Below are 26,751 nucleotides of genomic sequence, written 5' to 3'. Positions count from 1 at the left end.
AGGTCGATTCCCTGCCTGCCGCCGCCGCCCTCGACGGCTTCACCTGCGGTTACGTTGGGTATGGTGGGTCTGTGCCCAAACTTCAGGACGTCGCCGCGCTGGCCAAGGTGGGGGTGGGTACCGCCTCACGCGCGATGAGCGGGCGCGGCTACGTGGACCCCGACACCCGCAAGAGAATCCTCGAGGCGGCCGATGCGTTGGGCTACCGGCCGAACAAGGTCGCCCAGGCACTGCGGGAGAACAAGACGCGCGTCGTCGGATTGCTGCTACCCGATATCTCGAACGAGTTCTACACCGACAGCGCCGCCGTGCTGCAATCGGTTCTGTTCGAGGCCGGATTCCAACTCGTCGTCAGCGCCAGCGGCAACGATCCCGAATCCGAGGAACGCGGACTGCGCTCACTGCTCGATCACCGCGTCGACGGAATCATCCACGTCCCCGTCGACGCTCGACGCACACTGCCGACCGGCGTGCCGATCGTGCAACTCAACCGTCACTCGGTCCCGCTACAGACCGACGCAGTCGTCAGTGACGACGAATACGGCATCGAAGCGATCACCGAACTGGCCCTCCAGTCCGGCCACACCGATCTCACACTCGTCATCGGCGGGGCCGACCACAGCACGACCGCCGACCGTATGCGCGGCTTCCGCAACGCCGTCGACCGCGCGGGAATACCGGAGGCGCCCAACGGAACTGCCGGTCACCGCTTCCGCATCCTCGAGGGCGACTTCACCTCGGAATGGGGTCGGAACGCGGTGCACGCGATCGCCGACGACCTACCCGGTGCCGTCATCGCCGCCAGTAGCCGAATTGCGCTGGGCGTTCTGCACGCCTGCTCCGACCTCGGCCTGTCGGTGCCCGGCGACCTGTCCGTCGCGGCACACGGCAATCCCGAATGGTACGAGGTGTTTCCACCCGGAATCACGTCCTACGCCCCTCCCCTGGCAGAGATGGGGCAGGAGGCGGCGGTGAAGATTCTCGCCAAGATGGAGTCCGAAGCCGGGGACGGCGCGCCGACCATGACGAGAATGAGGGGGAAAGTCCACCAACGTCATTCGATCGGTGGCAGCATCCCCCCGCCCTCCGCCTGACGGCTGACGATCACCAGCTCGTCTGCGCCAGAACCGCATCCAGCGCCGCGTAGCTCTCGTTCATGCCGCCCTCCATGCCGGACTGCAGCATGCCGTCGCGCTCTTCGGGGGTGTGGAACTGGCTGACCACGGACAGCTTGGTGCGTCCGTCCCCGAGGTCGGTGTAGGTGTTGTTCTCGATGATGACGTGGCCGGGCATGCCGTCCCACTCGAACGTGTACACGAGGCGCTCTTCCGGGGTGATCTCCCGGAATCTGCCCTCGAATCCGTGGGTTTCGCCGTCCGAATGTTCGACGAAGCGCCAGTGCCCGCCGCGCTCGAATTCCCAGCGTTCGAGGTCGAGTTCGTTTCCGCGGCCCCACCACTGGGCGAGCAGTTCCGGTCTAGTGAATGCGGCCCACACGCGGTCGCGGGGGGCGTTGAAGATGCGTTCGACGTGGATCTCCCGCTCCGTCGGCGTCGAGAGGGTCGCGGTCGTGGGAGTCTGCGAGGTGCTCATGACGTGCCTTCCGTTCGATTGAGGAATTCGTCCAGACGGTCCAGGCGCCCTTCGAGCGACAGCTGGTAGTCGCGGATCCAGGCCACCTCACGCTCGAGGGAGTTGGTCCCCAACATGCAGTACCGCACCCGGCCACGCTTCTCGGTCACGACCATCCCGGCCTCTTCGAGCAGTCGCACATGCTTCTTGATGCCGGTGAGCGTCATCTCGAAGAGTTCGGCCAGGTCACTGATCGAGCAGGCGCCCTCGCCGAGCCGACGGAGGATCCCACGTCGCGTGGGGTCTGCCAGTGCGGCGAACGTAGCGTCGAGAGCCGAATACTGAACCATCGAGTTCAGTGTTGCATGCGTGTGGTGCTCCGTCAACGGTTTTCGGTACGGATCGATAACGAATCCGGACGACCGCCTGTCGCAGCGGTGGGCGTCTCGCGAGCGCCGTTAGCGTCGGACCCGTCGGGGCACTTCCGCGGCCGGAGGGGGCGGGAATGGGAACACGCGTCTTTCCTCGCAGCCCGACGATCGCGGTCGCGCTGGCGGTGTGCGCCACCGTGGCCGTCGCGGCGGTGCTCGGGACCGTCGACCCGTGGCTGCCAAAGATCGGACTGTTCGCCGGCGGCGCCGATCTGCACGTCTACCGTGACGGCGGCTGGCGCGTTCTACATGGCCTGCCGCTCTACGGCGGGCCCGTCGTACTGGGTTTGCTCTACACGTACACGCCCTTCTCCGCGCTGGCATTCGTGCTTCTCGAACGGATACCCGGCGCGTTCGTGGACGACCTGTGGATGGTCGTCAACCTGGGCGTGCTGGCGGGGTGCATCCTCCTGTGCTGGCGCATCCTCGGGTACCGGATCACGCCGTACCTGTTGCTGGTCACGGCGCTGACGACGGTGACGTGCACGTTCGTCGAACCGGTGCGGACGACGCTGTTCTACGGTCAGATCAACCTGGTGCTGATGCTGTGGGTGCTGTGGGACTTCTCCCGGCCGGAGCGCAGCATCCTGCGCGGGGTGGGGATCGGGCTGGGCGCCGCGATCAAACTGACCCCCGCCTTCTTCGTCATCCTGCTCCTCGCCCTGCGGCAGTGGCGGGCCGCCGCGGTCGCGACATCCGTCTTCGCGGGCACGGTGGCGTTGGCGTGGGTGGTCGTTCCCCGCGACTCGTCCCGGTACTGGACCAGCACGTTCTTCGACTCGACGCGCATCGCCGACGACGCGCATCCGTCCAATCAATCGCTGCGGGGAACACTCACCCGACTCACGGACGGGCAGGCGCCGCCGTGGCTGTGGCTGATTCTCGCGGGTGCCGTCGCCGTCGTCGGCCTCGTCGTATCGGTGCGCCTGTACGACCGGGACGAGCGACTGCTGTCGGTCGTGCTCGGCGGGCTCACCGCGGCGGTGGTGTCGCCGTATTCCTGGAGCCATCACTGGGTGTGGCTGGTGCCGCTGATGGTTTTCGTAATGCACCGCGCGGTCTCGGGAAACGGACGCTGGTGGTTCGCGTGCGCCGCATTATTCGTCTCGACGGCGGCGTGGCCGTACTGGTGGGGTCCGAACTTCGCCGTCGTCGGACTGTTCCTGTACCCACCGTCGTGGCCGGTCGCGTTCCTTCTGCAGAACATCTACGTGCTCGTGTACGTCCCGGTCCTCGCCTCGGCGATCCGGATGGTCACCCGACGCACGCAGACTCGGCCGATTCTGAGGTCGGTCGTGACCGACCCGCCGGCACCGGATGAGGCCGCTCTGCTCTGCTACCGCGAGTCTGCGTGAGCAGCACCAATCCGGACCTTGTAGCAAATTGCTACAAGTGGTCGGTGGTTGCGCGGTATCGAGGAGGAATCATGAATAACGTCGCCGACAAAGTGACCAGATTCTCGTCGGAGCTCGTCGATGCCGCGGCGACCGAAGGTGAGCGGGAGAATCGCTCCGCTCGCCAACAGCTCGAACACTGGGCCCGCGTGGGCCGCGAGGTGTCGAATCAGCGTCACGTGGCACGTCGCCGCGTCGAGGCCGCTCTCACCGGACGAGTACCGTTGAGCGAGCTGACCGTCGAGGAAGGCGCGGTGTTCAACGTCGAGATCTCGGTGGCGCTCGAAGAATCGTTGGCCTCGGGTAAACACGTTGCCGAACGCGCAGGTCGGGGCTGTCAACGGTCGCGCAGGGCCGCGTCGTCAAGTACCTGCCTGACGGTACGCAGATTCTTCTGTTAGGCGTCTCGATCTCATCGTCGGGCCCGACGGCACCGCTCCTACCCGGAAGTGCGTTCGTCAATGCCTACGTGCTCGCCAAGGACCGGTGGCCGGGCAGCGCCGAAGAACACACTTACGAGGCCGCGCAGATCGCGGCAACCGTCCGCGACATGCTGATCGAGCGTGGCGAGTCGTTCATCGCCGAGACAGCCTTCTCGCATCCATCGAAACTCGAACTGATCGACCGGGCGCGACGTGCCGGATATGTCGTGGTGCTCCACGTGATCCTCGTTCCGGGCGAGTTGTCGGTAGCCCGTGTCGTCGAACGGGTGGCCGAGGGCGGGCACTCGGTCCCCGAGGACAAAGTCCGCAAACGATTCGAGCGGCTGTGGCCGCTGGTGGCCGAAGCGATCGACCGCTCCGACCATGCGACCGTCTACGACAACACCGCTCCGGACGTCACGCGAATCGTCGCACGGTACGTCGACGGACACGAGGCCGGTGAAATCACCTGGCCTGCCTGGACTCCGGCGGACCTGACCACGCAACCTCCTCGGTCGTAATCGTGCGGTCTCGGTCGAAGTCGAGGACGGCGGGGCCGGTCAACTCATAGACGTGCCCGACGCGATCTGCAAAATCCTGGAGTAGGGCGGCGATGACGCGGGCCACGTCGGTAGCGACGATGGGCGAGGTCCCATCGGTACCGAACGGCAAAGCCAGAACGCCACGGTCGGCGACCGAATGGCTCGCGATGAGGGTGAACAGCGAACTATCCAGAAAGACCGTCGATCTGACATGGACGACGGGCCGACCGGACCAGTTCAGGATGCGCTCGGCGAGCCAGTGCAGTCGTTGATGCCGGGACTCCTCTGTGCTGGTCGATGTCGTCTGCGACACCGTCTTCTGCGACATGTTCACCAACTCCTCTGGATCGCCCCGCTCGTCGGCACTCGGGCAGGCAACTGCGGTGGCTTCCAGATAATCCGTGGAGACAGTCATGTTGAAGAACATCCGCGTGACGCGCACCAGCGCCGCAGCAACGTCGCCGGGGCACGTCAGATCGCCGGCGACGATCTCTGCTCCCAACTCCCGTAGGGCTTCGGCACGACCGTCATCGCGATGAACCGTCGCCCGCCCCGGCGCGCCACTATGCAGGAGTAACTCGGCGACCAGTCTGCTGATGCTGACGTGTCCACTGCCCACACCGGTTATCCGGAACACCGGTCGGTCATTCGTCGACCTCACTCCTACGACGTTGCGACAAGACGGCGCACCGTGGCAGCTCCGCGAGTCGGCGTGAGCGGCAGAGTGCCGGCTCAGGCCTACTTCTCCAGCGCCTCATCGATGAGCTTCCGCTGTTCCTCGGCGTGGCGTTTGCTCGACCCCGTCGCCGGGGCGGCAGAGGCCGCGCGAGACACGAGGCGGATGCGCCGCGAGCCGATGGTCCCGAGCTCGCTGAGGAGGAACGTCCAGGCGCCTTGGTTTCTCGGCTCTTCCTGCACCCATACCAGTTCGGCGTTGGGGTAAGAGTTGACAGCATCAGCCAGCTCCGCTTCGGGCAGCGGGTAGAACTGTTCGATTCGCACCAGCGCGATCTGCGGATCCGGGGACTTGGCGAGCCTGTTGAGCAACTCGTAGTACAGCTTCCCCGACGCCAACAGCACGCGGCGAACGTCGGTCTTGTCGATCGCCCGCTGATCATCGATGACAGGTTCGAACGTGCCGCCGGTGAAATCGGACAGGGCACTGGTCGCGCCACGCATGCGCAACATCGACTTCGGGGTGAACACGATGAGCGGCTTGCGTGGGCGAGCGTAGGCCTGGCGCCGGAGGAGGTGGAAATACGATGCTGGGGTCGACGGTTGCGCCACCGTCATATTGTTCTCCGCGCAGAGCTGCAGGAAGCGTTCGATGCGCGCCGACGAATGATCCGGTCCGCTGCCCTCGTAGCCGTGCGGCAGGAGCAGAACCAGAGAGGACTGCTGTCCCCATTTCTGGTCGGCCGAGCTGATGAACTCGTCGATAATGATCTGAGCGCCATTCGCAAAGTCGCCGAACTGTGCCTCCCACAGCACCAGCGCGTCGGATCGTTCCACCGAATAGCCGTACTCGAATCCCATCACGGCGTACTCACTGAGCAGCGAATCGTATATCCAGATCCGTCCCTGTTCTTCGGCAATGTCGGTGAGCGGGAGCCATTCCCGACCATTGTCACGGTCGTGAAGCACCGCATGGCGTTGGACGAACGTGCCCCGGCGACTGTCCTGACCGGTCAGCCGGACTGGGGTACCCTCCACCAACAGCGAACCAAAGGCCAGGAGTTCGGCAAAGGCCCAATCGATGTCCCCGCCGCGGCTCATCTCCACTCGCTTGTCGAGCAGCTGTTGCAACTTCGGGTGGACGGTGAAGCCGGAAGGCCGGCGGTCGAAGGCATCCCCCACGAGAGCGATCACGTCGGGACTCACCGCGGTGGCGTTGGAACTCTTCCGTGCGTCGGGCTCGTGGGCAAGCATCCTCTCCAGCACGTCGACCGGGTGCGTCGAGGAGTCCGGCACCAGGCCGCTCTGTTCGGCATGGGTCTCGGCGAATGCGCTCTCGAGCCGCCCGCGGAAGTCCGCATTGGCCTGCTCGTACTCGTCGACGGTGATGTCACCACGACCGACCAGCGCCTCTGTGTAGAGGGTCCGGACACTGCGCTTGGCCTCGATGCGGTCGTACATCTGCGGCTGCGTCATCGACGGATCGTCGGCCTCGTTGTGACCACGGCGGCGGTAGCAGATGAGGTCGATGACCACCTCGCGGTGGAAGCGCTGGCGGTAGGCGAAAGCGAGCTCCGCGACCCGCACGACTGCCTCGGGATCGTCTCCGTTGACGTGGAAGATCGGCGCCTGGATCGCCTTGGCGACGTCCGTCGAGTAAACGGAGCTCCGGGCCTCACCCGGCAGGGTCGTAAAGCCCACCTGGTTGTTGATGTTGATTCGGATCGTGCCGCCCGTGCGGTAGCCGCGCAACTGCGACATCTGCATGGTCTCTCCGACGACACCCTGGCCGGCCATCGCCGCGTCGCCATGGATGATGATCGGCAACGTGCGGAATGTACCGGCAGGCCCCAGGTCCTGCCGGGCACGCACGATGCCCTCCAGCACGCCGTCGACCGCGTCGAGATGGGATGGATTCGCCCCCACGTAGACCGGGATTCTTTCGCCGTCCGCGCCGGTGAAGATTCCTTCGGTGCCAAGGTGGTACTTCACGTCCCCCGAGCCGTCGGAGTTGTCCGAGACATCCGTGCCCTCAAATTCATGGAACACCTGACCGTAGGTCTTTCCTGCGATGTTGGTGAGCACGCTGAGCCGTCCCCGGTGCGCCATCGCGATGGCCACACCGTCGAGACCACTGTTGGCCGCCGCGTGCATGATCGCGTCCAACAATGGAATCGTCGACTCGCCCCCTTCGAGACTGAAGCGCGTCTGGCCGATGTATTTGGTCTGGAGGAACGTCTCGAAGGCTTCCGCCTCGTTGAGCTTGCCCAGGATTCGCATCTGCTCGTCGTGGGTCGGTTTCGTGTAGGGCAGCTCGACCCTGTCCTGGATCCACGCGCGTTGCTCCGGATCCTGGATATGCATGTATTCGATGCCGACGGTGCGGCAGTAGGCGTCACGCAGAACACCGACGATGTCGCGGAGCTTCATCTGCCGCTGGTCGCCACCGAAGTCACCGGTGATGAATTCCCGGTCCAGGTCCCAGAACGTGAGCCCGTGACTGGCCACATCCAGATCGGGGTGGGACCGCTGGGCGTACTCGAGAGGGTCGATGTCGGCAATGAGATGCCCGCGGGTACGGTACGCCTCGATGAGCTGCTGCACGCGCGCTGTCTTGTCCACCGCGCTCGCCGGATCCACCCTGATGTCGGGTGCCCAACGAATCGGCTCGTATGGAATTCGCAGGGCGTCGAAGATCTCTTCGTAGAAGCCGGACTGCCCGGTGAGGAGTTCGTGGACTCGCCTGAGGAATTCCCCCGACGCCGCACCCTGGATGACCCGGTGATCGTATGTGCTCGTCAGGGTGATCGTCTTGCTGATGGCGAGATCGGCCAGGGTCTGTTCGCTGGCCCCCTGGAACTCGGCCGGATATTCCAGAGCGCCCGCACCGATGACACACCCCTGGCCTTCCATCAGCCGGGTGATCGAATGTTCCGTCCCGATTCCGCCGGGGTTGGTCAGCGACAGTGTCGTCCCGGCGAAATCCTCGACGGTCAGCGCGTTGGCTCGCGACTTGAGGATGAGAGTCTCATACGCCGAAAGGAATTCACCGAAGCTCATCTCGTCTGCCCGCTTGATGTTCGGGACGACGAGAAATCGAGATCCATCGGGTTTCGTGACATCGACTGCGATTCCGAGGTTCACGTGGTCCGGCGTCACAGTGAACGGCTTGCCGTCCACTTCGGCGTAGGACACGATCTGGCTCGGAAAATCCGCGAGGGCCTTGACGAGCGCCCAGCCGATCAGATGGGTGATACTGACCTTGCCGCCGCGCGCCCGCGCCATGTGAATATTGATGACGATGCGATTGTCGATCATGAGCTTCGCCGGGATCGTGCGGACACTCGTTGCCGTCGGAATACTCAAGCTGGCGGTCATGTTGGTGACCAGAGCCCTGGCAATCCCGCGAATCGCGGTCCCAGTAGATCCACCCTTGGTCGGTTCGGTCGGCACCTCGAGGAACGCGGCCACCGGCTTCGGCTTCAGTTTCGGCGGGATCGACGTCGGCCGCGCAACCTGCGGCGGGCTGCCGGCTATCGATTCGGCCGCCGCGTCGGTCGTAGCACTTGGTCCGGTCATGTTGATAGACACAGCCATTCTCCTACTTCGCTTCTGCCGGCTCTCGTCTTCCAGTGTAAGACCTTTATGTACCCATAGGTCAAAAACCCGATGTGCGATGCGCCACTCAGCTCGACGACGGCATCCCGCTCCCGGGGCGGACTACAAATCAGCGTTTCAGGCTGCGCGGCAGACAGTTCGGTCTCTACGTGCCACTTTTCGTGCCGCTGCTGGTGCGCGTGACGGCACGGTATCGAGCGTAGTACTGGTTCACGGTGAGCCCGAATTCGGTGAAGATGTCTGAGGCACTGGGACCACCGAAGGGTTCCCACGCTCGGTGGAATTGCATGATCGCCCGGTGATATCGGTCCGTCCGTGCATCCCGTCTCGTGCGCGCCCGTTGAATTGTCATATCTCGGTTGCGAATTCTCGCTAGCCGGTGACGCCTCCTGCACGAGCAGCGGCGGCGACTGCCTCCGCGACAGCGGGGGCGACGCGAGGATCGAGCGGGCTGGGAACGATCTTGTCTACAGCCAGCTCGTCACCGACGACCGAGAGGATTGCCTCGGCGGCGGCGAGCTTCATACCTTCGGTGATCCGGCGGGCACCGGCGTCCAGCGCACCCCGGAACACGCCGGGGAAGGCAAGCACATTGTTGATCTGGTTCGGGAAATCGCTGCGCCCGGTGGCCACGATCGCCGCATGCTTGCGGGCGATGTCGGGGTGGATCTCCGGGTCCGGGTTCGACAACGCGAACACGATGGAATCCTTCGCCATGGTGGCGATCAGCTCCTCCGGCACGGTGCCCGCGGACACCCCGAGAAACACATCCGCCCCGTCGAGGGCTTCGACGATGCTGCCGCGGCGGCCGGCCGGGTTGGTGCGCGCGGCCAGGTCGACCTTGATCTCGCCCAGGTCCTGCCGGTCGGCGGAGACGATGCCCTTCGAGTCGAGGACGGTCACGTCGGCGATCCCGGCGGCGAGCAGGATGTTCGCGCAGGCGACTCCGGCGGCGCCGGCACCGGAGATGACGACCCGCAGATCGTGGATGTCGCGGTCCTGGACCTTGACCGCACCCTTGAGGGCGGCGAGGACGACGATGGCGGTGCCGTGCTGGTCGTCGTGCATGACCGGGCAGTCCAACGCCTCGATGACGCGCTTTTCGATCTCGAAACAGCGCGGCGCGGAGATGTCCTCGAGGTTGACCGCACCGAAGCTCGGGCGCAGCCGGATCAGGGTTTCGACGATCTCGTCGGGATCCTTGGTGTCCAGGACCAGCGGGATCGAGTTCAGGCCCGCGAAGTTCTTGAACAGGGCGGACTTGCCCTCCATCACGGGAAGGGACGCGCGCGGGCCGATGTCCCCGAGGCCGAGCACCGCGGAGCCGTCGGAGACGACGACCACCAGGCGGCTGGTCCAGGTGTACCGGTCGGCGAGGGTTTCGTCGGCAGCGATGGCGCGGGAAACCTGCGCGACACCCGGGGTGTAGGCGATCGACAGATCACGCTGGGTGTCCAACGGGGCAGTCAACTCGACGGACAGCTTGCCACCGACATGGCCGGCGAAGATCTCCTCCTCGGTCAGCTCGACCTTCCGCGGTGCAGTGCGCTCGGACACGACAGTCATTCTGTACTCAGTTCCCTTCGCTATCGACGATCCGCGTCAGCGTGTCGCCGGAATTGATCGATCAGGCAGAGCTGTTGTAAGGCGTTATTTCTCGATCAGGGCGTCGCCGGGGTCTGCGGCGGTGCGGGGTGTCAGCGGCTCGAGGGGGTGGCCGACGGCGATCGCGCCGAGCGGGTGCCAGTCCGCGGGGAGATCGAGAATATCGCGCACGACGTCGGCGGCGAAGATCGTCGATCCGATCCAGCAGCTCCCGATTTCCTTGGTGGCCAACGACACCAGCAGCCCCTGCACCGCCGCACCGACCGCGACGGTGAACATCGTCGACTCCGCCGCCCGCCGACGTTGGTCGGGATAGGTGTGGGCGCCGTCCGGAACGCAGAACGGGATGATCACCTCCGGTGCGTCGACCAGGATGTTCCCCCGCGCCACCCGCGCCTCGACGGTCTCCGCGCGCAGACCGTCGGAGGTGAGGTCGCTGCGCCACTGCTCAGCCATCCGAGACAGCAATACGTCGCGGACAGCCCGGGTGCGCACCCACACGAACCGCACCGGCCGGGTGTGGTGCGGCGCAGGAGCGGTGAGAGCCTGCGCGATCGACGCCCGGACCGCACCGGGATCGACCGGATCGTCCGAGAACCGACGGACCGAGCGGCGCAACAGCAGCGCCTCCGAACGCCCCAGCTCGACCGATTCGGCGGTGCCGAGCCAGAACATATCCTCAGCGTCAGAACGATTCAGGTCCTGCGCCCGCGAACCGTCGTCGACCAGCTCCAGGCCACGCACCACGGCGACCGGCACCCCGCCGAGCTTGCCCTTGACCAGGTCACCCGCCGCGGCGATCTCGTCGGCGACCGCCACCTCGGTCACGACCAGCTCATTGCCCTGGCTGTCACGCGACCCGGCGTACCTGTGCAGCACCGGAACACCGGCCGCGCCGATAGCGGCGTCGATCTGCCCGTTGCGCCACGCCCGCCCCATGGTGTCGGTGACCACCACCGCTACCGTGACACCGAGCCTGGCCTTTACGGCATCGCGGAGTGCGCGGGCACTGGCATCCGGATCCTTCGGCAGCAGAGCCAGTTCGGAGCCCTCCACATTCGACCCGTCGATACCGGACGCCGCTTGCACGATCCCGAGCCGGTTCTCGGTGATCAGGGTCCGCCCCTTGCGGGCGACGATGCGGACGGCTTCCTGCTCGACCAGCCGCCACCGGGCCGCATCCCGTTCCTCGGGATCGGTGGGCGAGGACACGATGCGGCCCTCGACCTTCGAGAACACCTTGCTGGTGACCACCAGGACGTCCCCGTCGCGCAGCCACGGCGCCGCCGAAATGATCGCCCCGGCCAGGTCGTCGCCGGGCCGGAACTCCGGCAGACCGGTGACAGGGCGGATCTCGAGCGCACGGCCGGGCGCGTGATCGGATTGTCGCGCAATTTCACTCACAGAAGCACCCCTACCAAGTCGAGTGCGGCACGAACCATGTCCGCGGTCGTGCCAGGGTCGGTCATGATCAGCGGGACTTCCCGCACATCCACGCCCGGCACCTCGGCGGAATCGGTGTCGTGAATCAGCCAGCCGTCGAGGATCCCGGTCCCGCTCCGCGCCCCGTACCAGCGCCCGATCGCCTCGGCTGACGTCTCGACACCGATCACGTCGAGACATTCGTCAGCCATGCCGCGCAACGGTTTTCCACCGATGATCGGGGAGATCCCGACCACCTTTGCCGGGGTGGTCCGCAACGCACCCCGAATCCCGGGGACCGCGAGGATCGCGCCGACGCTGACCACCGGATTGGACGGCGCCAGCAACACGATGTCGGCGTCCTCGATCGCCTCGACGACACCCGGTGCCGGTGTCGCCCGCTCGGCACCGATGTGCGCGAAACTGTGTGTCGGCACCTTCGCGCGGTGGCTAACCCACCACTCCTGGAAGTGGATTGTCCGCTGCTCACCGGCCTCGGGATCGGTGATGACGACATGAGTCTCGCTACGATCGTCGGTGACCGGCAGCAGGGTCACACCCGGCTGCCAGCGGTTGCACAGCGTCTCCGTGACCGCCGACAAAGGATGCCCCGTGCGCAACATCTGCGAACGGATCAGGTGTGTGGCGATGTCCCGGTCGCCGAGCCCGAACCAGTCCGGTTTCGCGCCGTAGGCAGCGAGTTCCTCCTTGGCGTTCCAGGATTCACCCACGTGACCCCAGCCGCGCTCGGGGTCGATGCCCCCACCGAGGGTGTACATGCAGGTGTCCAGGTCCGGGCAGATCCGCAGACCGTGCAACCACACATCGTCGCCGACGTTGACCACGGCAGTGACGCGATGGCCCGAATCCGCACCGAGAAGCCTCCGCACCCCTTGCAGGAACCGGGCCCCACCCACCCCGCCGACCAACACGGTTACGTTCACTCAGACCTCGGCTGGGGTGCTTGCAGTAACGGTGGTGTGGTTCTTCTCGGACTTGTTCGCCGCCAGCGCGACGCAGCACAGAAGTGCGGCGAACACCCCGATCCCGGAGAGAGCAGAGAAGATGACGATCGGAGGCCGGCCGGCGAGCACACCGCCCAGAATCGGTCCACAGACACCACCGATCCGGCCCACGCCGGAAACGAATCCAAGAACGCTGGTGCGGATATCGACGGGGAAGTAGGTGGCCACGTAACCGAAGACGATCGGCTGCGTTCCGCCCGTCCCCGCCCCGGTGAGGAACAGAAAAACGTAGAGGACGGGCGACGGCAGGTGTACCGCAAGGGTCATGACGGCAACCGCGCCGACTGTGAATGCCGCAAGAACTGCGCGACGTTCTCCGAACTTGTCCGCAATCCAGGAGCCTCCGGACGCACCGGTGGCAGCACCGATACTGAAGATCACCAAGAAGACCAATGCAGATCCGAGGGAGTAACCGCTGGCCTTCATGATCTGCGGCAACCAGGTGAGCAGTCCGTACCACTGAATCTGGCCACAGAAGGTCAGTGCGGTGAACACTGCCAGGGCACCCCATCCGGTGGGTCCGAGATTCTTGAAGACGTCGCGCAAGGTGCGGCGGGTGGCCCCGCCGTCCGAACGCAGAGCGTGCGGGGCGGGTACCCACCGCCGGAGTTTCACCGCGGCGACCGGCACCACGGTCAGCAGGGGAAAAGCGCCCCCGACGAAGAAGACGCCGCGCCAGCCCAGCACGTCGAGGAAAGCCAGAGCGGTGAGAGCGGCAAGGACGCCGCCTATGGGTATGCCGGCCAGGATCACGCCGTTGAGGAAATTCTTCCGGTCCGCCGGTGCGACGCTCATCGTCACCGCGACCGCGGTGGGCACCACCCCACCGAGGCCGAACCCTGCGATCAACCGGGCGACACCGAGCAGTTCGGCGGTGGGCGCCACTGCGCACAGCATCATGCCGACGGAGAACCAGGTCACGGAGAGTAGGAACAATCGTCGGACACCGTATCGGTCGGCGAGCACGCCTGCTGCGATGGATCCGATACCCATCCCCATGATCGCCGTACTGGCGATCACGCCGACCTGCGCGGTCGTGAGACCCCAATCAGCGTAGAGGAGCAGTTTCGGCGTCGCGGCACCGAAGATGGCGAGGTCGTAGCCGTCGGCGGCTATCGCAAAAAATGCGAGCATTGCGACGCTGACGTATGCGGGAAGGCTGAATCGATTGTTCATGTGTCTCCTCGATAGGGGAGGGAGCCGCTGGGATGCGGAGATCGGGTCTGAATACTGATGGAGGCAGGCCGAATCGGGGCCGCGTCCGCGGTCGAGCGTCAATGACGCTGAGCCGATCCGCTCGTAGATCGTGTGCGCCGGTTATGCCCGGACAGTGGCGAAGGGCCGCCGAGACGGCTCCGACTCGAAGGGGTGCCCCAGACTGCGCAGGACGCCACTCAGGGTCGCACCGGGCCGTCTCACGGCGGCGTCCAGCAGGTCGTCGATATCGTCCACGTCTCGACGTAGGGACTCGATGTTCGAGTCCAGCGTCTCCACTGCGCCGGAATCCAGATGCGCCAACCGTGAACGCCTTCCGAATTTCGGAGCCAGGTCGACGCCCTCGCGGGCTGTCAGGAGACTCGTGCCCTCACGTCGCCAGTCCGCGACGAACGTACGCTCGTGTCGCGCAGCCACCTTCAGCGCGACGTCCAGGTCCTCGCTGCGCAGGCTCGGAAGATCGGCGGGCATTCCCGCGAGCCGGCAGCGCGGCCACAACTCGCGGGCGCGGCGTCCGCCCTCACACAGAGCGGCGTTCATCCCGCCCGTGTCCGGCGCCACCAGCGCAGCGACTTCAGGCGACCCCACGTGGGCGGCGTCCTGAATCCGGTCGACGACTACAAGGACAGCCTCCACCTGCGAGGACGCCAGAACCGCGGAGACCGTATCTCGGAACATGGCACGCACGACCGCTTGCCGGGCCTCCGGCCGGAGCAGGAGCCGGGATTTCGCGGACGTGATGTCCCGCTGGGGAATGACGGCCACCCAGGACCCGCGGGACCCCCGCCCCAGGGATGCGCCGCGTGCCGCACTCACGGGGCGACCATCCCCACACTGAGTGGCAGCACGGTCCTCACCTGGTCGTCGAATCGTTGGGCCGCAGCGGAGCGTTCGGCGTCGACATCCTCGTAGGTGGTGGTGCGCTGCCGGGCCGGCCGGCCCGCCGCGCCGGCCATGTGGGTGATGTCTGCGATGGTCTTCATCGACCCATTGGTCGAACCGGCCATCCTGCTGATGGTCTCTTCCATCAGGGTGCCGCCGAGGTCGTTGACCCCGCCGCGGAGTAGTTCCACACATTCGTCCGAACCGAGCTTGACCCAAGAGCACTGGATGTTGTCGATTAGACCGTGCAACATCAGCCGCGCCATCGCGTGGACTGCGCGGTTGTCCCGTCGGGTCGGGCCCGGCCTTGCCAGCCCTGCAAGGTAGATGGGCGAGCTCTGGTGCACGAACGGCAGCGGGACGAACTCCGTGAAGCCGCCTGTCTCCTTCTGGATGTCGAGCAGGACGCGGAAGTGGCCGACCCAATGCCGGGGCTCGTCCACGTGGCCGTACATCATCGTGGCGGTGGTGCGGATTCCAAGCTCGTGCGCGGTCTTGACGACCCGAATCCATTCGGCCGCGGGGAGTTTGCCTTTGGTCAGCACCCACCGAACCTCGTCGTCCAGGATCTCGGCGGCGGTGCCCGGCACGGAGTCGAGCCCGGCTGTGCGTGCCTCGGTGAGCCATTCGGCCACCGAGATGCCCATGCGCGAGGCTCCGCTCACGATCTCCATGGGCGAGAACGCGTGGAGGTGGATCTGCGGGCTCCGGCGTTTCGTTTCGGCCGCCAGGTCCAGATGGATGGTGCTGGGCAGGCCCGGGTCGATACCGCCCTGCATGCAGATCTCGGTGGCGCCGACATCCCAGGCCTGGGCGACCCGCTCCCCCACCTCGGGGATGGAGAGCCGGTACGCATCGGCATCGCTTGCGCGTTGCGCGAACGCACAGAAACGACAGCCGGTGTAGCAGACGTTGCTGAAGTTCAGGTTCCGGTTGACGACGTACGTCACCGCGTCGCCCACTGTCGACTGCCGAACCTGATCTGCCAACACGCACAGGGCATCCAGATCTGGGCCCTCGCAATGAATGAGCGCCAGGGCCTCGGCGTCACTGAGACCGGCGGGATTCCGCTCGGCCGCACGCAAAGCGGCGAGTACCTCGCTGCCCAGACGAGGAGGGGCGCCTGCCCCCGCACGTGCTGTCATTTCCTCACCGAGCACGGTCCAGTCACCGAAGGCGTTCGCGAAGTCACTGCGGGTATCCGTCCGGCGCCCTTCCGTATCGATCTCGAGGTGCAGATCGGTTCTGCCACTGGACTCGCCAGGCGCGGCATCCTGCCACGGTCGACCCTCCGGCAGCACATCGGCGGCCAGCCCGGTCTCCAGGTCGGCGAGCGCCAGCAGGTGCGGCCGGACGCGGGCGTCCACCCACCGCTCCCCCGCGAGGACGTATTGCGGCTGGACGGCGAGGCGCTCCCGGAGCTCGAAACCGGCGGCAGCACTCAGGTCACGGAGTCGCTCGATCTCCGGCCAGGGCCGCTCGGGGTTCACGTGGTCGGGGGTCAGTGGCGACACCCCACCCCAGTCGTCGACCCCGGCCGCCAGCAGCCGGCGCAGTTCGTCGGGCTCCGACAGGTTGGGCGGGGCCTGGATACGCATCGAGGGTCCGAACAAAATACGGGCCACTGCGATCGTGGCCAGGTACTCGTCGAGGTCCGCGTCGTCCGCCGACCGCATCGCGGTGTCCGGCTTCGCGCGAAAATTCTGGACGATCACCTCTTGGACGGCGCCGTACTGCCTTGCGATCCGGCGGATCTGGAGGATGGACTCCACGCGGTCGGCGTGCGACTCGCCGATCCCGACCAGGATTCCGGTCGTGAAGGGAATGTTGGTGCGGGACGCATCCTCGATGCACGCCAGGCGAACAGCGGGATTCTTGTCCGGGGAACCGTAGTGGCAACCCCCGGGTTCCGCCCACAGCGAGCGTGCAGTGGATTCGAGCATCAGACCCATGGAACCGGCCACCGGCTTGAGGCGCTGGAGTTCCGCCCAGGACATTATTCCCGGGTTCAGATGCGGCACCAGACCGGTCTCCTCGAGCACCAGCACCGCCATGGCTCGTACGTAGGACAGTGTGTCGGCGTAGCCGCGCGACTCCAGCCACTCGCGGGCGGCGTCCCATCGGTCCTCGGGCCGATCACCCAGCGTGAAAAGCGCTTCCTTGCAGCCCATCCGGGCGCCTTCGCGGGCAATCTCCAGCACCTGGTCGGGCGACAGGAAGGGTTCGTCGACCCGTCCCGGCGTCGTCGCGAAGGTGCAGTAGTGGCACCGGTCGCGGCACAGACGGGTGAGCGGGATGAACACTTTCCGGCTGTAGGTCACCACCCCGGGGCGTCCGGCGTCGAACAGGCCTGCCGACCGGACGGCCGCGGCGGCCTCGCACAGTCGGTCGAGGTCGCCGCCTCGCGCACTCAGGAGTGCCTCGGCTTCACCGGCGTCGATCGTCTTGGCGGAACTCACCCGCGCAAGTGCGCGGCTCAGACTCGTCATCTGCTCGCTCCGATCCCTAAGCCCATCGACCGCGCAACGAAGTCGAGCTGGACCGAGGGAGGTCCCGCGACGACACGGGCGATGATCCCGTCGGAGTGGTGCATCGGCAGGGCATGGTCACGCACGTAGCCGTAGGCACCCTGGATCTGCATCGCCAGCGCGGAGGACTCGGCGTAGAGCTGGCCGGAGAGAAATTTCGCCATGGTGCTCTCCACCTCGCACGGGAGGCCCGCGTCGAAGAGGTCGGCCGAACGACGTACGGCGCACCGGGCCGCGTCGAGCCTGACGAACATCTCGGCGAGGGGCAATGTCACTCCCTGGTAGCTCGAGAGCGCCTTGCCGAACTGCTCGCGTTCGTTGGCATATTGGATCGTCAGGTCGAGCACCGCGGCCACGCTGCCGAGGAAACCAGAGCTGATCATGATTCGCTCGAGCACCAGACGTTCCTTGAGGATCTGCCACCCTTCACCCGGCTCACCCAGCACCGCCGTCGCCGGGAGGGCGACGTCCCGCAGGAAGACCTCGTAGATGCCGCTTATGTTCCGCCCGAGCGCGGGCATACGGCGAACCTCGACACCCGGATGGTCGACCGGCACGAGAAAAACGCCGAGCTGGTCGCGCTTGCGGCCACCCCCGCCCACTCGGGCGACGAGTTCCATCACCGCACCGGGGAGACCCGCGCCCTCGCAATAGGTTTTCTGCCCGTTGAGGACCCACCCGTCGCCGATCTTCTCGGCGCGCGTCGCAACGCTTGCGGCGTCCGAGCCCACGTCCGGTTCGCTGACGGCGATCGACAGGCGCGCCTCACCGGCCAGCACCGGTGCACCGTACGTCTGTTGCTGTTCGGGTGTGCCCCAACGGTGGATGTCGCGCAGCCCGCTGAGGTTGAGGTTGAACAGGGCCACGAGGTCGGAGCTTGTGCGGCCGATCTCTTCGCAGAGCGTGATCAGCAGGCCGGCCGTCTCCTCGACGACCTCGCCGCCGGTCACCACGTCGTACCAGCCGAGGCCGGCGATCTCGCGGAACAGCTGTTCGGGATAGGACCCCGCCTCGTCCCAGATGCGCACGTCGTGCGCGGGGGCGTGCCGGGCCAGGAATCCTCGGGCAGCGGTACGGAGGTGCGTCTGCTCTTCGGTCTGAGTGTGGATGCTGGTGGTCATGACTGCCTTTCGAGGGTGGTCGGTAGGGGGCCCGCTTCCGAGACGGAGAGGCCTGCTTTGAGATCGCGCAACAAGGCGGGCGGAAGAACCGCGAGCCGGGCGACCATCTCGCGCGCGGTCCCGTCGAGTGAAGCCTCGGGAACGACGTCCACCAGGCCGAGCCTGGCGAGGTCGTCGGCGCCGTAACGCTCATTCAGGGCCAGAAGCCGCAGCGCCCGCGCCGGGCCGACGACGGCCTCGAGCCTGCGCACCGTGCTGTCGGGTGGCGGGAACCCGAGTGGGAGCTCGGGGAATCGGAACGAAGCGGCCGGCGCGGCCAGGGTGATGTCCGCAGCCGCGGCGATGGCCCACCCGGCACCGACCGCGGCACCCTGCACCGCGACCACGGCGGCCGGGTAGCCGCCCATCAGGTCGAGACTCTCCTCGATCAGCCGGCGCCGGAGTCCCGGGCGGCCGATCGCGGTGCCGTCGTCCGAACGCACGTCGGCACCTGCGCAGAACGCCGCCCCCTCCGCGCGCACGAGAAGGACATCGGCGCCCGCGCGTTTTCCCTCGGCAAGCCGGGCGACGAACGCCTGCAGCAGGGGCACGTCGAGGGCGTTGCGCGCCTCCGGACGATTGAGCGTCAGCACGACCAGACCGTCGTGGTGCTCGGCCGGGCACAGGTCCCGAACGCCTTCCACGTCCACGCTCATCGAAGCTCCGGCAGGACCTGGGAGGTGAGCAGCTCGACCGCCTCGCGGGGGTCGGGGCCGACCGGGGCCCCGATGTAGGCCTCGGTGAACCCGGCGCCCTCCGCGTATTCGAGCAGCTCGGCGAGAGCCTCGATGCAGTCGCCGGGGGTGCCGGAGACGACGAGCTGGTCGGCGACTTCCTGCGGGAGGAGGTCGGCGGCCGCGTCGACGCCGTCACCGGCTTTGAGTGCCGCTCGGGTGGCGGCGTAGTCGGAGGGTTCGAAGCCCACCCGGTGCAGGTTTTCCGGGGGCTGCTGGCTCACGATGAGTGTGGCCTGTCGTCGCGCGGCCGCGCGGGCGCTGTCCCGGTCCGCCGACACGGACAGGTTGACGCCGTAGATCCGGGTGAACTCCTCCCGACTGCTGCGCTCGCGTCCTCGATCCAGGGAGTCGAGATTGCTCACCGCGTCGAACTGGCCGCTGCGGAAGGCCGCGAGACTGTGGGCCGGGAAGTTACTGGCGCAGATGACGCCGTCGGCGATCTCGCCGGCCATCTCCAGCACCAGCGGTCCGGCGCCGGCGACGATCACGCGTACGTCGGGCTTGCTTGTCCAGGAGAACGACGCCCGACCGTCCTCACGCAATCCGAGGGCCGCGCAGGTCTGCGGGTAGTCACCCATCCGGATCGTTTCACCCTGCCAGAGCAGTCGGCACATCGTGATGAACTCGGCTACGTATTTCGTCGGGTTCTGTCGCGACATGAGCGCGCTCACCAGCCCACCCCCGGTGCCGATTCCCATGCTGACCCGGCGCCCTTCGGGCATGAATTCCGCGAGGGTGGCCATGCTCGACGCCATCTCGAGGGGGTTGCGGCCGAAGGGGAAGGTGACAGCCGTACCGACGCCCATGCCGGTGCGGGCAGCGATGGCGCCGAGGAGGACGGCGACGCCCCGGGACTGGAGTTGGTCGCTGAGCCAGACGGTCTCGAAACTCCGGGCGGCGATCTCGGCCACTTCCACCATCTGTGGCCCGTCAGCCCATCCGTGGAGCTGGATGCCTTTGATCATAGGACTTCTTTTCATGATGATGAACTCGAATCACTATATGGAACAGAGTAGGGACAGAGGGCGGCCACGGTCAAGAGCCGGCCGACGCCTTTTTCGGGGGCCGCGCCGGTCAGGGTCGGGCGTAGTCCGGAGTGACCATGAGCGTGCTCCGGATCTCCGAGATGAGCGGCCCGTCGCTTTCCGTGCGCGCCTTCAGCGCAAGCCACCGCGGATCGGCTTTGAACCGGGCCCAGTGAGCCGTCGCAGCCTCCGCATCGGGAAAGGCCACGAGGTAGACGATCCGATCACGGTTGCCGACCTCGTGCCAGAAACCCTCGACCTGCAGCCCGAGTTCCGTGAACAGGGCCAGGGTCTCGTCGGCGAACCTGCGGTGCAGCTCCTCGGCGCGGCCCGGTAGCGCAATGTACTCACGCAGCTCGTGAATCATGAACAACCCCATTCACGGCGAGACCGGAGCGCGTCTTGTAGCGCCGATTGACGTTGATGAGAACGGCGGTCAGCGGTTCGAGCTGCCGAGCCACCCGCAGTACTCCTCCGTCGATGCCCGGCCGACCGGTGATCGCGACGGCCAGGCGAGCCACCTCGTCCTTGGCGGACCGATCGTCTCCGCACACGAGCACATCCTCGGGAAGGAGGCCTTCGTGCTCCCAGAGGTTGATCGCCGACAGGTGGTGAAAGGCCGCCACGACGGTGGCATCGGGCACGAGGTCGCGCAGCTGCTCGGCAGCGCTGCCTTCTTCGACGTCCAGACCGTAGGCCCCGGACTTGTCGAAGCCGAGCGGGTTCACGCAGCTGACGACGAGCTTGCCCGCGAAGGTGGGCGCCAGTTCCGAGACCAGCTCACGATGGCCGTCGTATGGGACGACCAGCAGAATGATGGAACAGTCGGCGGCAGCCGTCGCGTTGTCGGCGGCGGTGACCACGGCGCCGTCGCCGGCGTGTCTGCGCACCTCGGCGGCCGCCTGCTCCGCACGTTCGGCCGATCGCGATCCGATGACGACGGGCCAGCCGGCCGCCGCGAACCGGTAGGCGAGCCCCTTACCCTGGGGCCCGGTGCCGCCGACGACGGCGATTTTGTTGCTGATCATCTGTGTCTCCTACAAACAGTGGACGGGTATACCTCGGGCGCGTGGCACTCGGAGGTGGGCGGCCGGCCATCGAGGGTCGACTCGGAGCGGCAGGCCCCGGGTGGGGCCTGCCGCATGAAAAGAAAAGTGCGGTTCGGTCAGCCGCGTTCGGCGTCGAAGTCGGCTGACCCCAACGGTGTCGGGAAATCCTCGGGGATGCGGCCGCCGATATGGGAGCTGATCTCCCGTGAAGCCGTCACGAGGTAGTCGGCGATCCCGGCCACGCCCTCGGCCGTGAGGTCGTCACCGATACCCAATAGGGCAATGAACAGGCATGGCTCGCCGTCTCGGTCGAACACCGGGACTCCCGCGACGTTCAGTTCCGGCCGGTATTCGCCGTAGACCGCCCCGTAACCCTGTGCCCGGAGTTTCTCGAGCTCATCGGCGGAATACTCGACAAGCTCCGGACGACCCCGGCTCGGCCATGCGGCCGCGAGTCGGCTGATCAACGGAGTGTCTCGGGCGAATCGCGCGCCGACCTCGATGGTGACCTTGACGGCCTTGCGGCTCTCGATCTTCGCGATCGCCGTGAAGTGTCCGTCCGGCATCGGCTGGATCGCCAGACATGCCAGCTCGGTCCGCTCGGCCAACCACTCCATGTACGTCCGCGACGCGGCGACCGCCGACGTTCGCGCGATCGCAGCGACCCCGAACTCCACGAGCAGCGGGCCGAGGTTGTACCGACGGGTCTCCTGGTCGTACACGACGAGGCCCTCGACCACCATGGTCCTGAGCAGGACCGACGCCGTGCTCTTGGCCAGGGCGCACCGCTTGGCCAGCTCGGTGAGCGTCGCCCCGGAGGACTGTTGAACCAGTGTCTCCAGCACGCGGGTGGCGCGTGAGACGGCGGGCACCAACTGCTCGCTGGATTGCTCGCCCCGCTCGTCGGTCGCGCCGCCCGGGACCTCTGCCTTCGTCAAGGGTTCCTACCTTCGTCGTGTCGTTGCTGTCAGCCGACCGTAGCCGCCTGCCCAAGCAGTTCGGCGAAGTGGAACAGCGTGCCGTCGGGATCGCGGGCGAAGAGCAGTCGCCAGCCGTTGACTCCGTCCGGACCCATGATGGTCTGCGGCGAGTGCAGGAACTCGACACCGTCGTCGGCCAGCCGTGCGTATTCGGCGTCGATGTCGTCGGTCAGGATCGAGAAGCGGCACAGGCCGGGGTGGACGAGGTCGGTCTGTGCTCGCCCCTCGGAGCGTGCATCCCGCCACTCGATGAGGTCCAGCATGGCCTCGTCCGGGGAGTCGTTCAGGCGCAGGTGCGCGAAGCGGAGCTTGCTGGCCCCCTCGACCATGAATGCCCGCGCGAGGTTGCTGTCCTCGACCTCTTTGTCCTGCGCTACCGCGAAACCAACTTTCCGGTAGAAGTCGATCGATTTGTCCATGTCGGTCACATTGATGCCGACGTGCCAGAATTTACGCATAGCTTCGTCTTTCCACTTGTTCGTCTTTTCGGATTCCCAACTCACGTTGGGGGCGACACCAGTTCACGGCGACGGATCTTTCCGGTCTCGGTGCGCGGCAACGTGGCGACTGCCTCTATCTCTCGTGGTCGTGCGTGCGGTCCGACCGCTGCGGTGACGAGTTCGCGGAGCTGTGTCGCGATCTTCTCGGTGAGCTCGCCGGTAGCGAGGTGCACGAACGCCTTGACCTGTTGCCCCATCTCCCGGTCGGGCAGCCCCACGGCCGCCGCGTCCAGGACCTGGGGGTGGCACTTGAGGGCCTCTTCGATCTCCGCGGGGCCGATTCGATAACCGCGGCTCTTGATCACGTCGTCGGCGCGGCCGAGGTACTCCAATCGTCGTCCATGGGAGAGCCGCGCCAGGTCGCCTGTCCGGTGCCACCCTCCAGAGGGAGGTACCACTCGAGCGGACGAGCCGTCCCAATGACCGAGAAGGGCAACCGGATCCGGAAGTCCCAGCGCGATCTCACCGACCTCGCCGGGCGCGACGCGGGTGCCCGCGTCATCCAGCAGCGCGATGCGGTGCCCGGGATACGGAGCGCCCATGGTTTCGTCGTCGACGGACCCGAGTACGGCGGAGTCCCCGATGAGGGCGTTCGCCTCGGTCTGGCCGTAGGCCTTGTTGACGGCGTCGCTGAGATGGTGCCTCGCCCAGCTGAGCTCCGTCGCACCGGCGGGCTCTCCTCCGGTCACGACCGCGCGGAGGCGGCGCGGAGCCGATTCCCCGTGCTCGGCGAACATCCGCAGCACCGACGCCGGCAGGAACGCGGTCGTCACACCGAGACGGGTCATCATGTCCAAGGTGGCGCCGGGGTCGAAGCGTTGCGGCCGGTGCGCCACGACGGGAACGCCGAACGACCACGGAACCAGCAGGCCGAGCATCAGGCCGCCGATCCAACCCCAGTCCGCGGTGCCGAAGTACACGTCGCCCGGCCTGAACAGCTCGAAGGCGTAATCGACGCCGGCATGTCCGAGCAGGGCACGGTGTGCGTGGACGATGCCCTTGGCCGGACCACTGGTGCCGGACGTGTACATCAGCAGGGCAGGCTCCGAGGACCGCCCGGGCGCCGGGGCCAGTGGGTCGACCCGGCCGGCCAGGTCCCCGAGCCGTGGGCCACGGGAACCGTCCACCGTGAGCACATCGACGTCGTGCAGGGAGCACTCCGTCGACTCCAGACGGTCGAGGCCCGGACCGTCCGTGACCAGCACAGTCGCGCCCGAATCGACGAGGCGGTGCGCCACCGAGGTACCGGTGAGCAGTCGGGGGACGGGCACGAGCACGGCGCCGGCGACCAGCACCCCGAAGACGACCTCGGCTGCCTCCACCGAAGGGTCGAGGTAGAGGACCACGCGGTCACCGGGATTGATTCCCCGGGAACGGAGGACAGCCGCAATGCGCACAGCGGCACGCTGAATCTGACCGAACGTCACCTCCTCGGGCGCGTTGATTCCCCCGCGCAGCACGGCCACGGCGCCGGGGTCGCGGGAGAAGAGGGCGTCCTCGGTGATCGTGTAGTCCGCCGCGGGTTGCCAGTCGTGGGTGTGGCGAGCATCGATCAGCCGACTTACCCGTGGTCGGGATGACCCGGAGATCAATCCAGGCGTGCCCATATGCTCTTCTCCTTGGTGAAGCTCTCGATTGCGGCCTGGCCGAGGTCGCTGCCGTAGCCGCTCTGCCCGAAACCTCGGTACGGCGACGCGGGGTTGAGCACCCCCCAGCTGTTGATCCACACGTTGCCGGCGTCGAGGGTCTGCGCGAACCGCAGTGCGCGGCCCACGTCGCGGGTGAAGACGCCCGCGGCCAGCCCGTAGACGGTGTCGTTGGCGAGGGTGATCGCCTCCTCTTCCCCTTCGAACGGCAGCACCGACAGCACAGGCCCGAAGATTTCCTCCCGGGCGATGCGCATGTCCGCGGTGACTCCGGCGAAGAGCGTCGGGCGGTAGTAGAAGCCCTGCTCTGCCGCACCGTTCGCCGACTGGCCTCCACCGCTGATCAGCTTGGCGCCGTCCTCGGTCCCGGAGACGACGTACGAGTGCACCGACTCGCGCTGCTCGGCACTGATCAAGGGGCCGATCTCCGTGTCGGGGTCGAGAGGGTCGCCCACTCGGGCGGCCTCGACGCGCTTCTGGACGAGTTCGATCACCTCGTCGTAGATGGGCCGCTCGACGAGCAGCCGACTCGGCGCAGTGCATGTCTGACCCTGGTTGCTGTACATCGCCTGGAAAACCAGCGCGGCCAATGCTTTCGGGGACGAGTCACCGAAGGCCACGAGCGCCGACTTGCCACCCAGCTCCAACGAGGCCGTGATCAGACGGTCGGCTGCCATCCGGCCGATCTGCTGCCCGACCTCGGTCGAGCCGGTGAACGTGACCTTGCCGATCAGGGGGTGCTGCACCAAGGCGTTGCCCGTCACCGAGCCGCGACCGGGCAGGACGTTGACCAGCCCCGGCGGCAGACCTGCCTCGAGGGCGAGTTCGCCGAGTGCCACGGGCACGAGCGGTGCGAGCTGCGCGGGCTTCAGGACGATGGCGTTGCCCATCGCGAGAGCCGGGGCGATCTTCCAGACAGCCTGTACTGCAGGAAAATTCCACGGAGTGATCGCACCGACCACACCGATCGGCTCACGCACGGTGTAGTTGAGGAAACGACCGGGCGCCGGCGTCGTGCGACCTTCGATCTTGGTCACGAGGCCCGCGAAGTACTCGAGTGTCTCGACCATGATCGGCAGGTCGATCCCGAGCGACTCGCGGATCGGCTTACCCATGTCGCGGCTCTGCAGCTGGGCGAGCTCCGTTTTGTGTTGCTCGATCAGCGCGGCGTAGCGGAACATCAGGCGGGTCCGCTGGGCCGGACGCATGCGCTGCCACGCCTTGGCCGCGACCCTCGCAGCCTCGACGGCGCGCGCGACGTCCTGAGGCGTGGCCTCGGCGACGCTGGCCAGGTACGACCCATCGGTCGGGTTGATCGAGTCGAACGTCGCCCCGGTCGACGATGCACTCAGTTGGTCACCGATGACGAGGGGAACTGATGAGGTGAGTGCCTGCACGATTCTCGTCCTTTCTTCCGCCCGGCCCTCAGGCCAGGTTGTGTGCGGTGGGGAGGACGGCATCGGCGAGTTCCGCGAGCTCGTCCATGGTTGCCTCGAGCGTGTCGTGCTCGAAGGACGTGTCGCAGATGAAGTGGGTGACGCCGAGGTCGCCGTACGCTTCGATCGTCTCGGCGTTGTACGGCGCCTTCCGCAAAGGCCTTGCGGTGAGGGTGATCTCGTCCATGTCACGACCGGCTTCTTCGACGTACTGCCGCAGGGTGGCCAGGTAGCCGGCGTATTCCTCCGGCCCGATCGCGAGCGGGTGCCAGCCGTCGCCGATGGCGGCGATGCGGCGCAGGGAGGCCGTGCTGTAGCCGGCGAACCAGACAGGGATCGTGCCCCGCACCGGCTTGGGATACATCTTGAAGTCGTGGAGCTGGTAGAAGTCGCCGTCGAAGTCGACCTCGTCTTCCTGCCACATGTGCCGCATCGCGTTGACCATCTCCGTGGTCCGCTTGCCGCGGTCCTTGAATGGCGCTCCCAACAGCTCGAACTGTTCTTTCATCCAGCCCACGCCGATGGCGACCGACAGTCGGCCTTGCGACATCACGTCGATGCTGACCAGCGTCTTGGCGGTCTGGACGAGCGGGCGCCACGGGAGGATCAGGCAGGAGGTGCCCAACTCGATCTGCTCGGTTGCAGCCGCCGCCCACGTCAACGACGTGAGGCAGTCGAGGTACGGCGTGGCGGGGTCCCACAGGAATTTGCCGTCGGCGGTGTACGGGTACGGCGTCTCGACTCGGGTCGGCAGCGCGACGTGATCAGTCATCCAGAGGGAGTCGAAGCCGATCTTCTCAGCGAACCGCGACACCTTCGCGATCGCCTCGGGCCCTGCCCACGGTCCCGCTCCGGGGATCCTGATTCCGACCTTCATTGGTGGTTCC

22 protein-coding genes and 2 pseudogenes are annotated in these 26,751 nt (G+C 66.6%); 4 read left to right on the top strand and 20 right to left on the bottom strand.

Translation table 11 applies throughout. The features are described 5' to 3' along the window. Window positions 1-71 precede the first annotated feature (71 nt). Window positions 72-1,094: a LacI family DNA-binding transcriptional regulator gene (locus tag OYT95_RS22420; RefSeq protein ID WP_268789107.1), complete on the top strand. Its 1,023-nt coding sequence runs from the start codon at window positions 72-74 to the stop codon at window positions 1,092-1,094. A 10-nt stretch (window positions 1,095-1,104) separates the two neighbouring features. Here OYT95_RS22420 and OYT95_RS22415 read toward each other — a convergent pair whose 3' ends face one another. Together OYT95_RS22415 and OYT95_RS22410 are read right to left on the bottom strand one after the other, a co-directional pair. Further along, the gene (locus OYT95_RS22415; protein WP_128640862.1) at window positions 1,105-1,593 is read right to left on the bottom strand and encodes an SRPBCC family protein; all 489 of its coding nucleotides are present in this window, start codon (window positions 1,591-1,593) and stop codon (window positions 1,105-1,107) included. Continuing rightward, the gene (locus OYT95_RS22410; protein WP_268789106.1) at window positions 1,590-1,922 is read right to left on the bottom strand and encodes an ArsR/SmtB family transcription factor; all 333 of its coding nucleotides are present in this window, start codon (window positions 1,920-1,922) and stop codon (window positions 1,590-1,592) included. The genes OYT95_RS22415 and OYT95_RS22410 overlap by 4 nt, the downstream gene beginning before the upstream one ends. A 155-nt stretch (window positions 1,923-2,077) precedes the next feature. Here OYT95_RS22410 and OYT95_RS22405 point away from each other — a divergent pair, with 155 nt between their 5' ends. The 3 genes and pseudogenes from OYT95_RS22405 to OYT95_RS22395 all read left to right on the top strand — a co-directional run bounded on the left by OYT95_RS22405 (window position 2,078) and on the right by OYT95_RS22395 (window position 4,340). After that, window positions 2,078-3,358, top strand: coding sequence for a glycosyltransferase 87 family protein (locus tag OYT95_RS22405; RefSeq protein ID WP_268789105.1), 1,281 nt, complete (start codon window positions 2,078-2,080; stop codon window positions 3,356-3,358). Between the two features lie 71 nt (window positions 3,359-3,429). Continuing rightward, window positions 3,430-3,794, top strand: a pseudogene (locus OYT95_RS22400) (TA system antitoxin ParD family protein); the annotation flags it as partial. A gap of 17 nt (window positions 3,795-3,811) precedes the next feature. After that, window positions 3,812-4,340, top strand: a pseudogene (locus OYT95_RS22395) (zeta toxin family protein). Here the strand turns inward: OYT95_RS22395 and OYT95_RS22390 are convergent. From OYT95_RS22390 to OYT95_RS22305, 18 genes are all read right to left on the bottom strand, one after another. Then, a complete protein-coding gene (locus OYT95_RS22390; RefSeq protein ID WP_268789104.1) occupies window positions 4,285-4,980 on the bottom strand; it encodes an NAD(P)H-binding protein in 696 nt (231 codons plus the stop codon). The pseudogene OYT95_RS22395 and the gene OYT95_RS22390 overlap by 56 nt on opposite strands. A gap of 119 nt (window positions 4,981-5,099) precedes the next feature. Continuing rightward, window positions 5,100-8,615, bottom strand: coding sequence for a multifunctional oxoglutarate decarboxylase/oxoglutarate dehydrogenase thiamine pyrophosphate-binding subunit/dihydrolipoyllysine-residue succinyltransferase subunit (locus OYT95_RS22385; protein WP_268789103.1), 3,516 nt, complete (start codon window positions 8,613-8,615; stop codon window positions 5,100-5,102). 411 nt (window positions 8,616-9,026) lie between these two features. Further along, on the bottom strand, window positions 9,027-10,220 hold the full coding sequence (locus OYT95_RS22380) for an NAD(P)-dependent malic enzyme (RefSeq protein ID WP_268789102.1): 1,194 nt from the start codon (window positions 10,218-10,220) through the stop codon (window positions 9,027-9,029). An 84-nt stretch (window positions 10,221-10,304) separates the two neighbouring features. Beyond that, the gene (locus OYT95_RS22375) at window positions 10,305-11,663 is read right to left on the bottom strand and encodes a coenzyme F420-0:L-glutamate ligase (RefSeq protein WP_268789101.1); all 1,359 of its coding nucleotides are present in this window, start codon (window positions 11,661-11,663) and stop codon (window positions 10,305-10,307) included. Continuing rightward, window positions 11,660-12,625, bottom strand: coding sequence for a 2-phospho-L-lactate transferase (gene cofD, locus OYT95_RS22370; RefSeq protein WP_128640857.1), 966 nt, complete (start codon window positions 12,623-12,625; stop codon window positions 11,660-11,662). Before cofD ends, OYT95_RS22375 begins: the two co-directional genes overlap by 4 nt. Next, window positions 12,626-13,882 carry an MFS transporter gene (locus OYT95_RS22365; RefSeq protein ID WP_268789100.1) on the bottom strand — a complete coding sequence of 419 codons (1,257 nt, stop codon included), beginning with the start codon at window positions 13,880-13,882 and terminating at the stop codon, window positions 12,626-12,628. A 141-nt stretch (window positions 13,883-14,023) separates the two neighbouring features. Further along, window positions 14,024-14,737 (bottom strand): 2-phospho-L-lactate guanylyltransferase, encoded by a 714-nt coding sequence (gene cofC / locus OYT95_RS22360; RefSeq protein ID WP_268789099.1) that lies wholly within the window; start codon window positions 14,735-14,737, stop codon window positions 14,024-14,026. Then, window positions 14,734-17,292 (bottom strand): bifunctional FO biosynthesis protein CofGH, encoded by a 2,559-nt coding sequence (locus OYT95_RS22355; protein ID WP_268789098.1) that lies wholly within the window; start codon window positions 17,290-17,292, stop codon window positions 14,734-14,736. Before OYT95_RS22355 ends, cofC begins: the two co-directional genes overlap by 4 nt. Continuing rightward, window positions 17,289-18,452 carry an acyl-CoA dehydrogenase family protein gene (locus tag OYT95_RS22350; RefSeq protein WP_268789097.1) on the bottom strand — a complete coding sequence of 388 codons (1,164 nt, stop codon included), beginning with the start codon at window positions 18,450-18,452 and terminating at the stop codon, window positions 17,289-17,291. Before OYT95_RS22350 ends, OYT95_RS22355 begins: the two co-directional genes overlap by 4 nt. Continuing rightward, window positions 18,449-19,147 carry an enoyl-CoA hydratase/isomerase family protein gene (locus OYT95_RS22345; protein ID WP_268789096.1) on the bottom strand — a complete coding sequence of 233 codons (699 nt, stop codon included), beginning with the start codon at window positions 19,145-19,147 and terminating at the stop codon, window positions 18,449-18,451. Before OYT95_RS22345 ends, OYT95_RS22350 begins: the two co-directional genes overlap by 4 nt. After that, entirely contained in the window at window positions 19,144-20,193 is a 1,050-nt protein-coding gene (locus tag OYT95_RS22340) for an LLM class flavin-dependent oxidoreductase (RefSeq protein WP_128640853.1), read from the bottom strand. The genes OYT95_RS22345 and OYT95_RS22340 overlap by 4 nt, the downstream gene beginning before the upstream one ends. Before the next feature lie 109 nt (window positions 20,194-20,302). Continuing rightward, window positions 20,303-20,620: an NIPSNAP family protein gene (locus tag OYT95_RS22335; RefSeq protein WP_128640852.1), complete on the bottom strand. Its 318-nt coding sequence runs from the start codon at window positions 20,618-20,620 to the stop codon at window positions 20,303-20,305. Further along, on the bottom strand, window positions 20,601-21,281 hold the full coding sequence (gene npdG, locus OYT95_RS22330) for an NADPH-dependent F420 reductase (protein ID WP_268789095.1): 681 nt from the start codon (window positions 21,279-21,281) through the stop codon (window positions 20,601-20,603). The genes OYT95_RS22335 and npdG overlap by 20 nt, the downstream gene beginning before the upstream one ends. 137 nt (window positions 21,282-21,418) lie before the next feature. Then, window positions 21,419-22,240 (bottom strand): IclR family transcriptional regulator, encoded by an 822-nt coding sequence (locus OYT95_RS22325; protein ID WP_128640850.1) that lies wholly within the window; start codon window positions 22,238-22,240, stop codon window positions 21,419-21,421. A gap of 29 nt (window positions 22,241-22,269) precedes the next feature. Beyond that, the gene (locus tag OYT95_RS22320) at window positions 22,270-22,740 is read right to left on the bottom strand and encodes a VOC family protein (protein ID WP_128640849.1); all 471 of its coding nucleotides are present in this window, start codon (window positions 22,738-22,740) and stop codon (window positions 22,270-22,272) included. Window positions 22,741-22,781: 41 nt separating this feature from the next. Continuing rightward, window positions 22,782-24,389: an AMP-binding protein gene (locus tag OYT95_RS22315; protein ID WP_268789094.1), complete on the bottom strand. Its 1,608-nt coding sequence runs from the start codon at window positions 24,387-24,389 to the stop codon at window positions 22,782-22,784. After that, on the bottom strand, window positions 24,371-25,825 hold the full coding sequence (locus tag OYT95_RS22310; RefSeq protein WP_268789093.1) for an aldehyde dehydrogenase family protein: 1,455 nt from the start codon (window positions 25,823-25,825) through the stop codon (window positions 24,371-24,373). The genes OYT95_RS22315 and OYT95_RS22310 overlap by 19 nt, the downstream gene beginning before the upstream one ends. Window positions 25,826-25,853: 28 nt before the next feature. Further along, window positions 25,854-26,741 carry an LLM class F420-dependent oxidoreductase gene (locus tag OYT95_RS22305; protein WP_268789092.1) on the bottom strand — a complete coding sequence of 296 codons (888 nt, stop codon included), beginning with the start codon at window positions 26,739-26,741 and terminating at the stop codon, window positions 25,854-25,856. Window positions 26,742-26,751: the final 10 nt, after the last annotated feature.

Origin of the sequence: Rhodococcus sp. JS3073 (assembly GCF_026810085.1) — a bacterium.
Lineage (GTDB): Bacteria > Actinomycetota > Actinomycetes > Mycobacteriales > Mycobacteriaceae > Rhodococcus_F > Rhodococcus_F wratislaviensis.
Note: the sequence above shows the minus strand (reverse complement) of the source record. Positions and strands in the feature narration are given on the sequence as shown.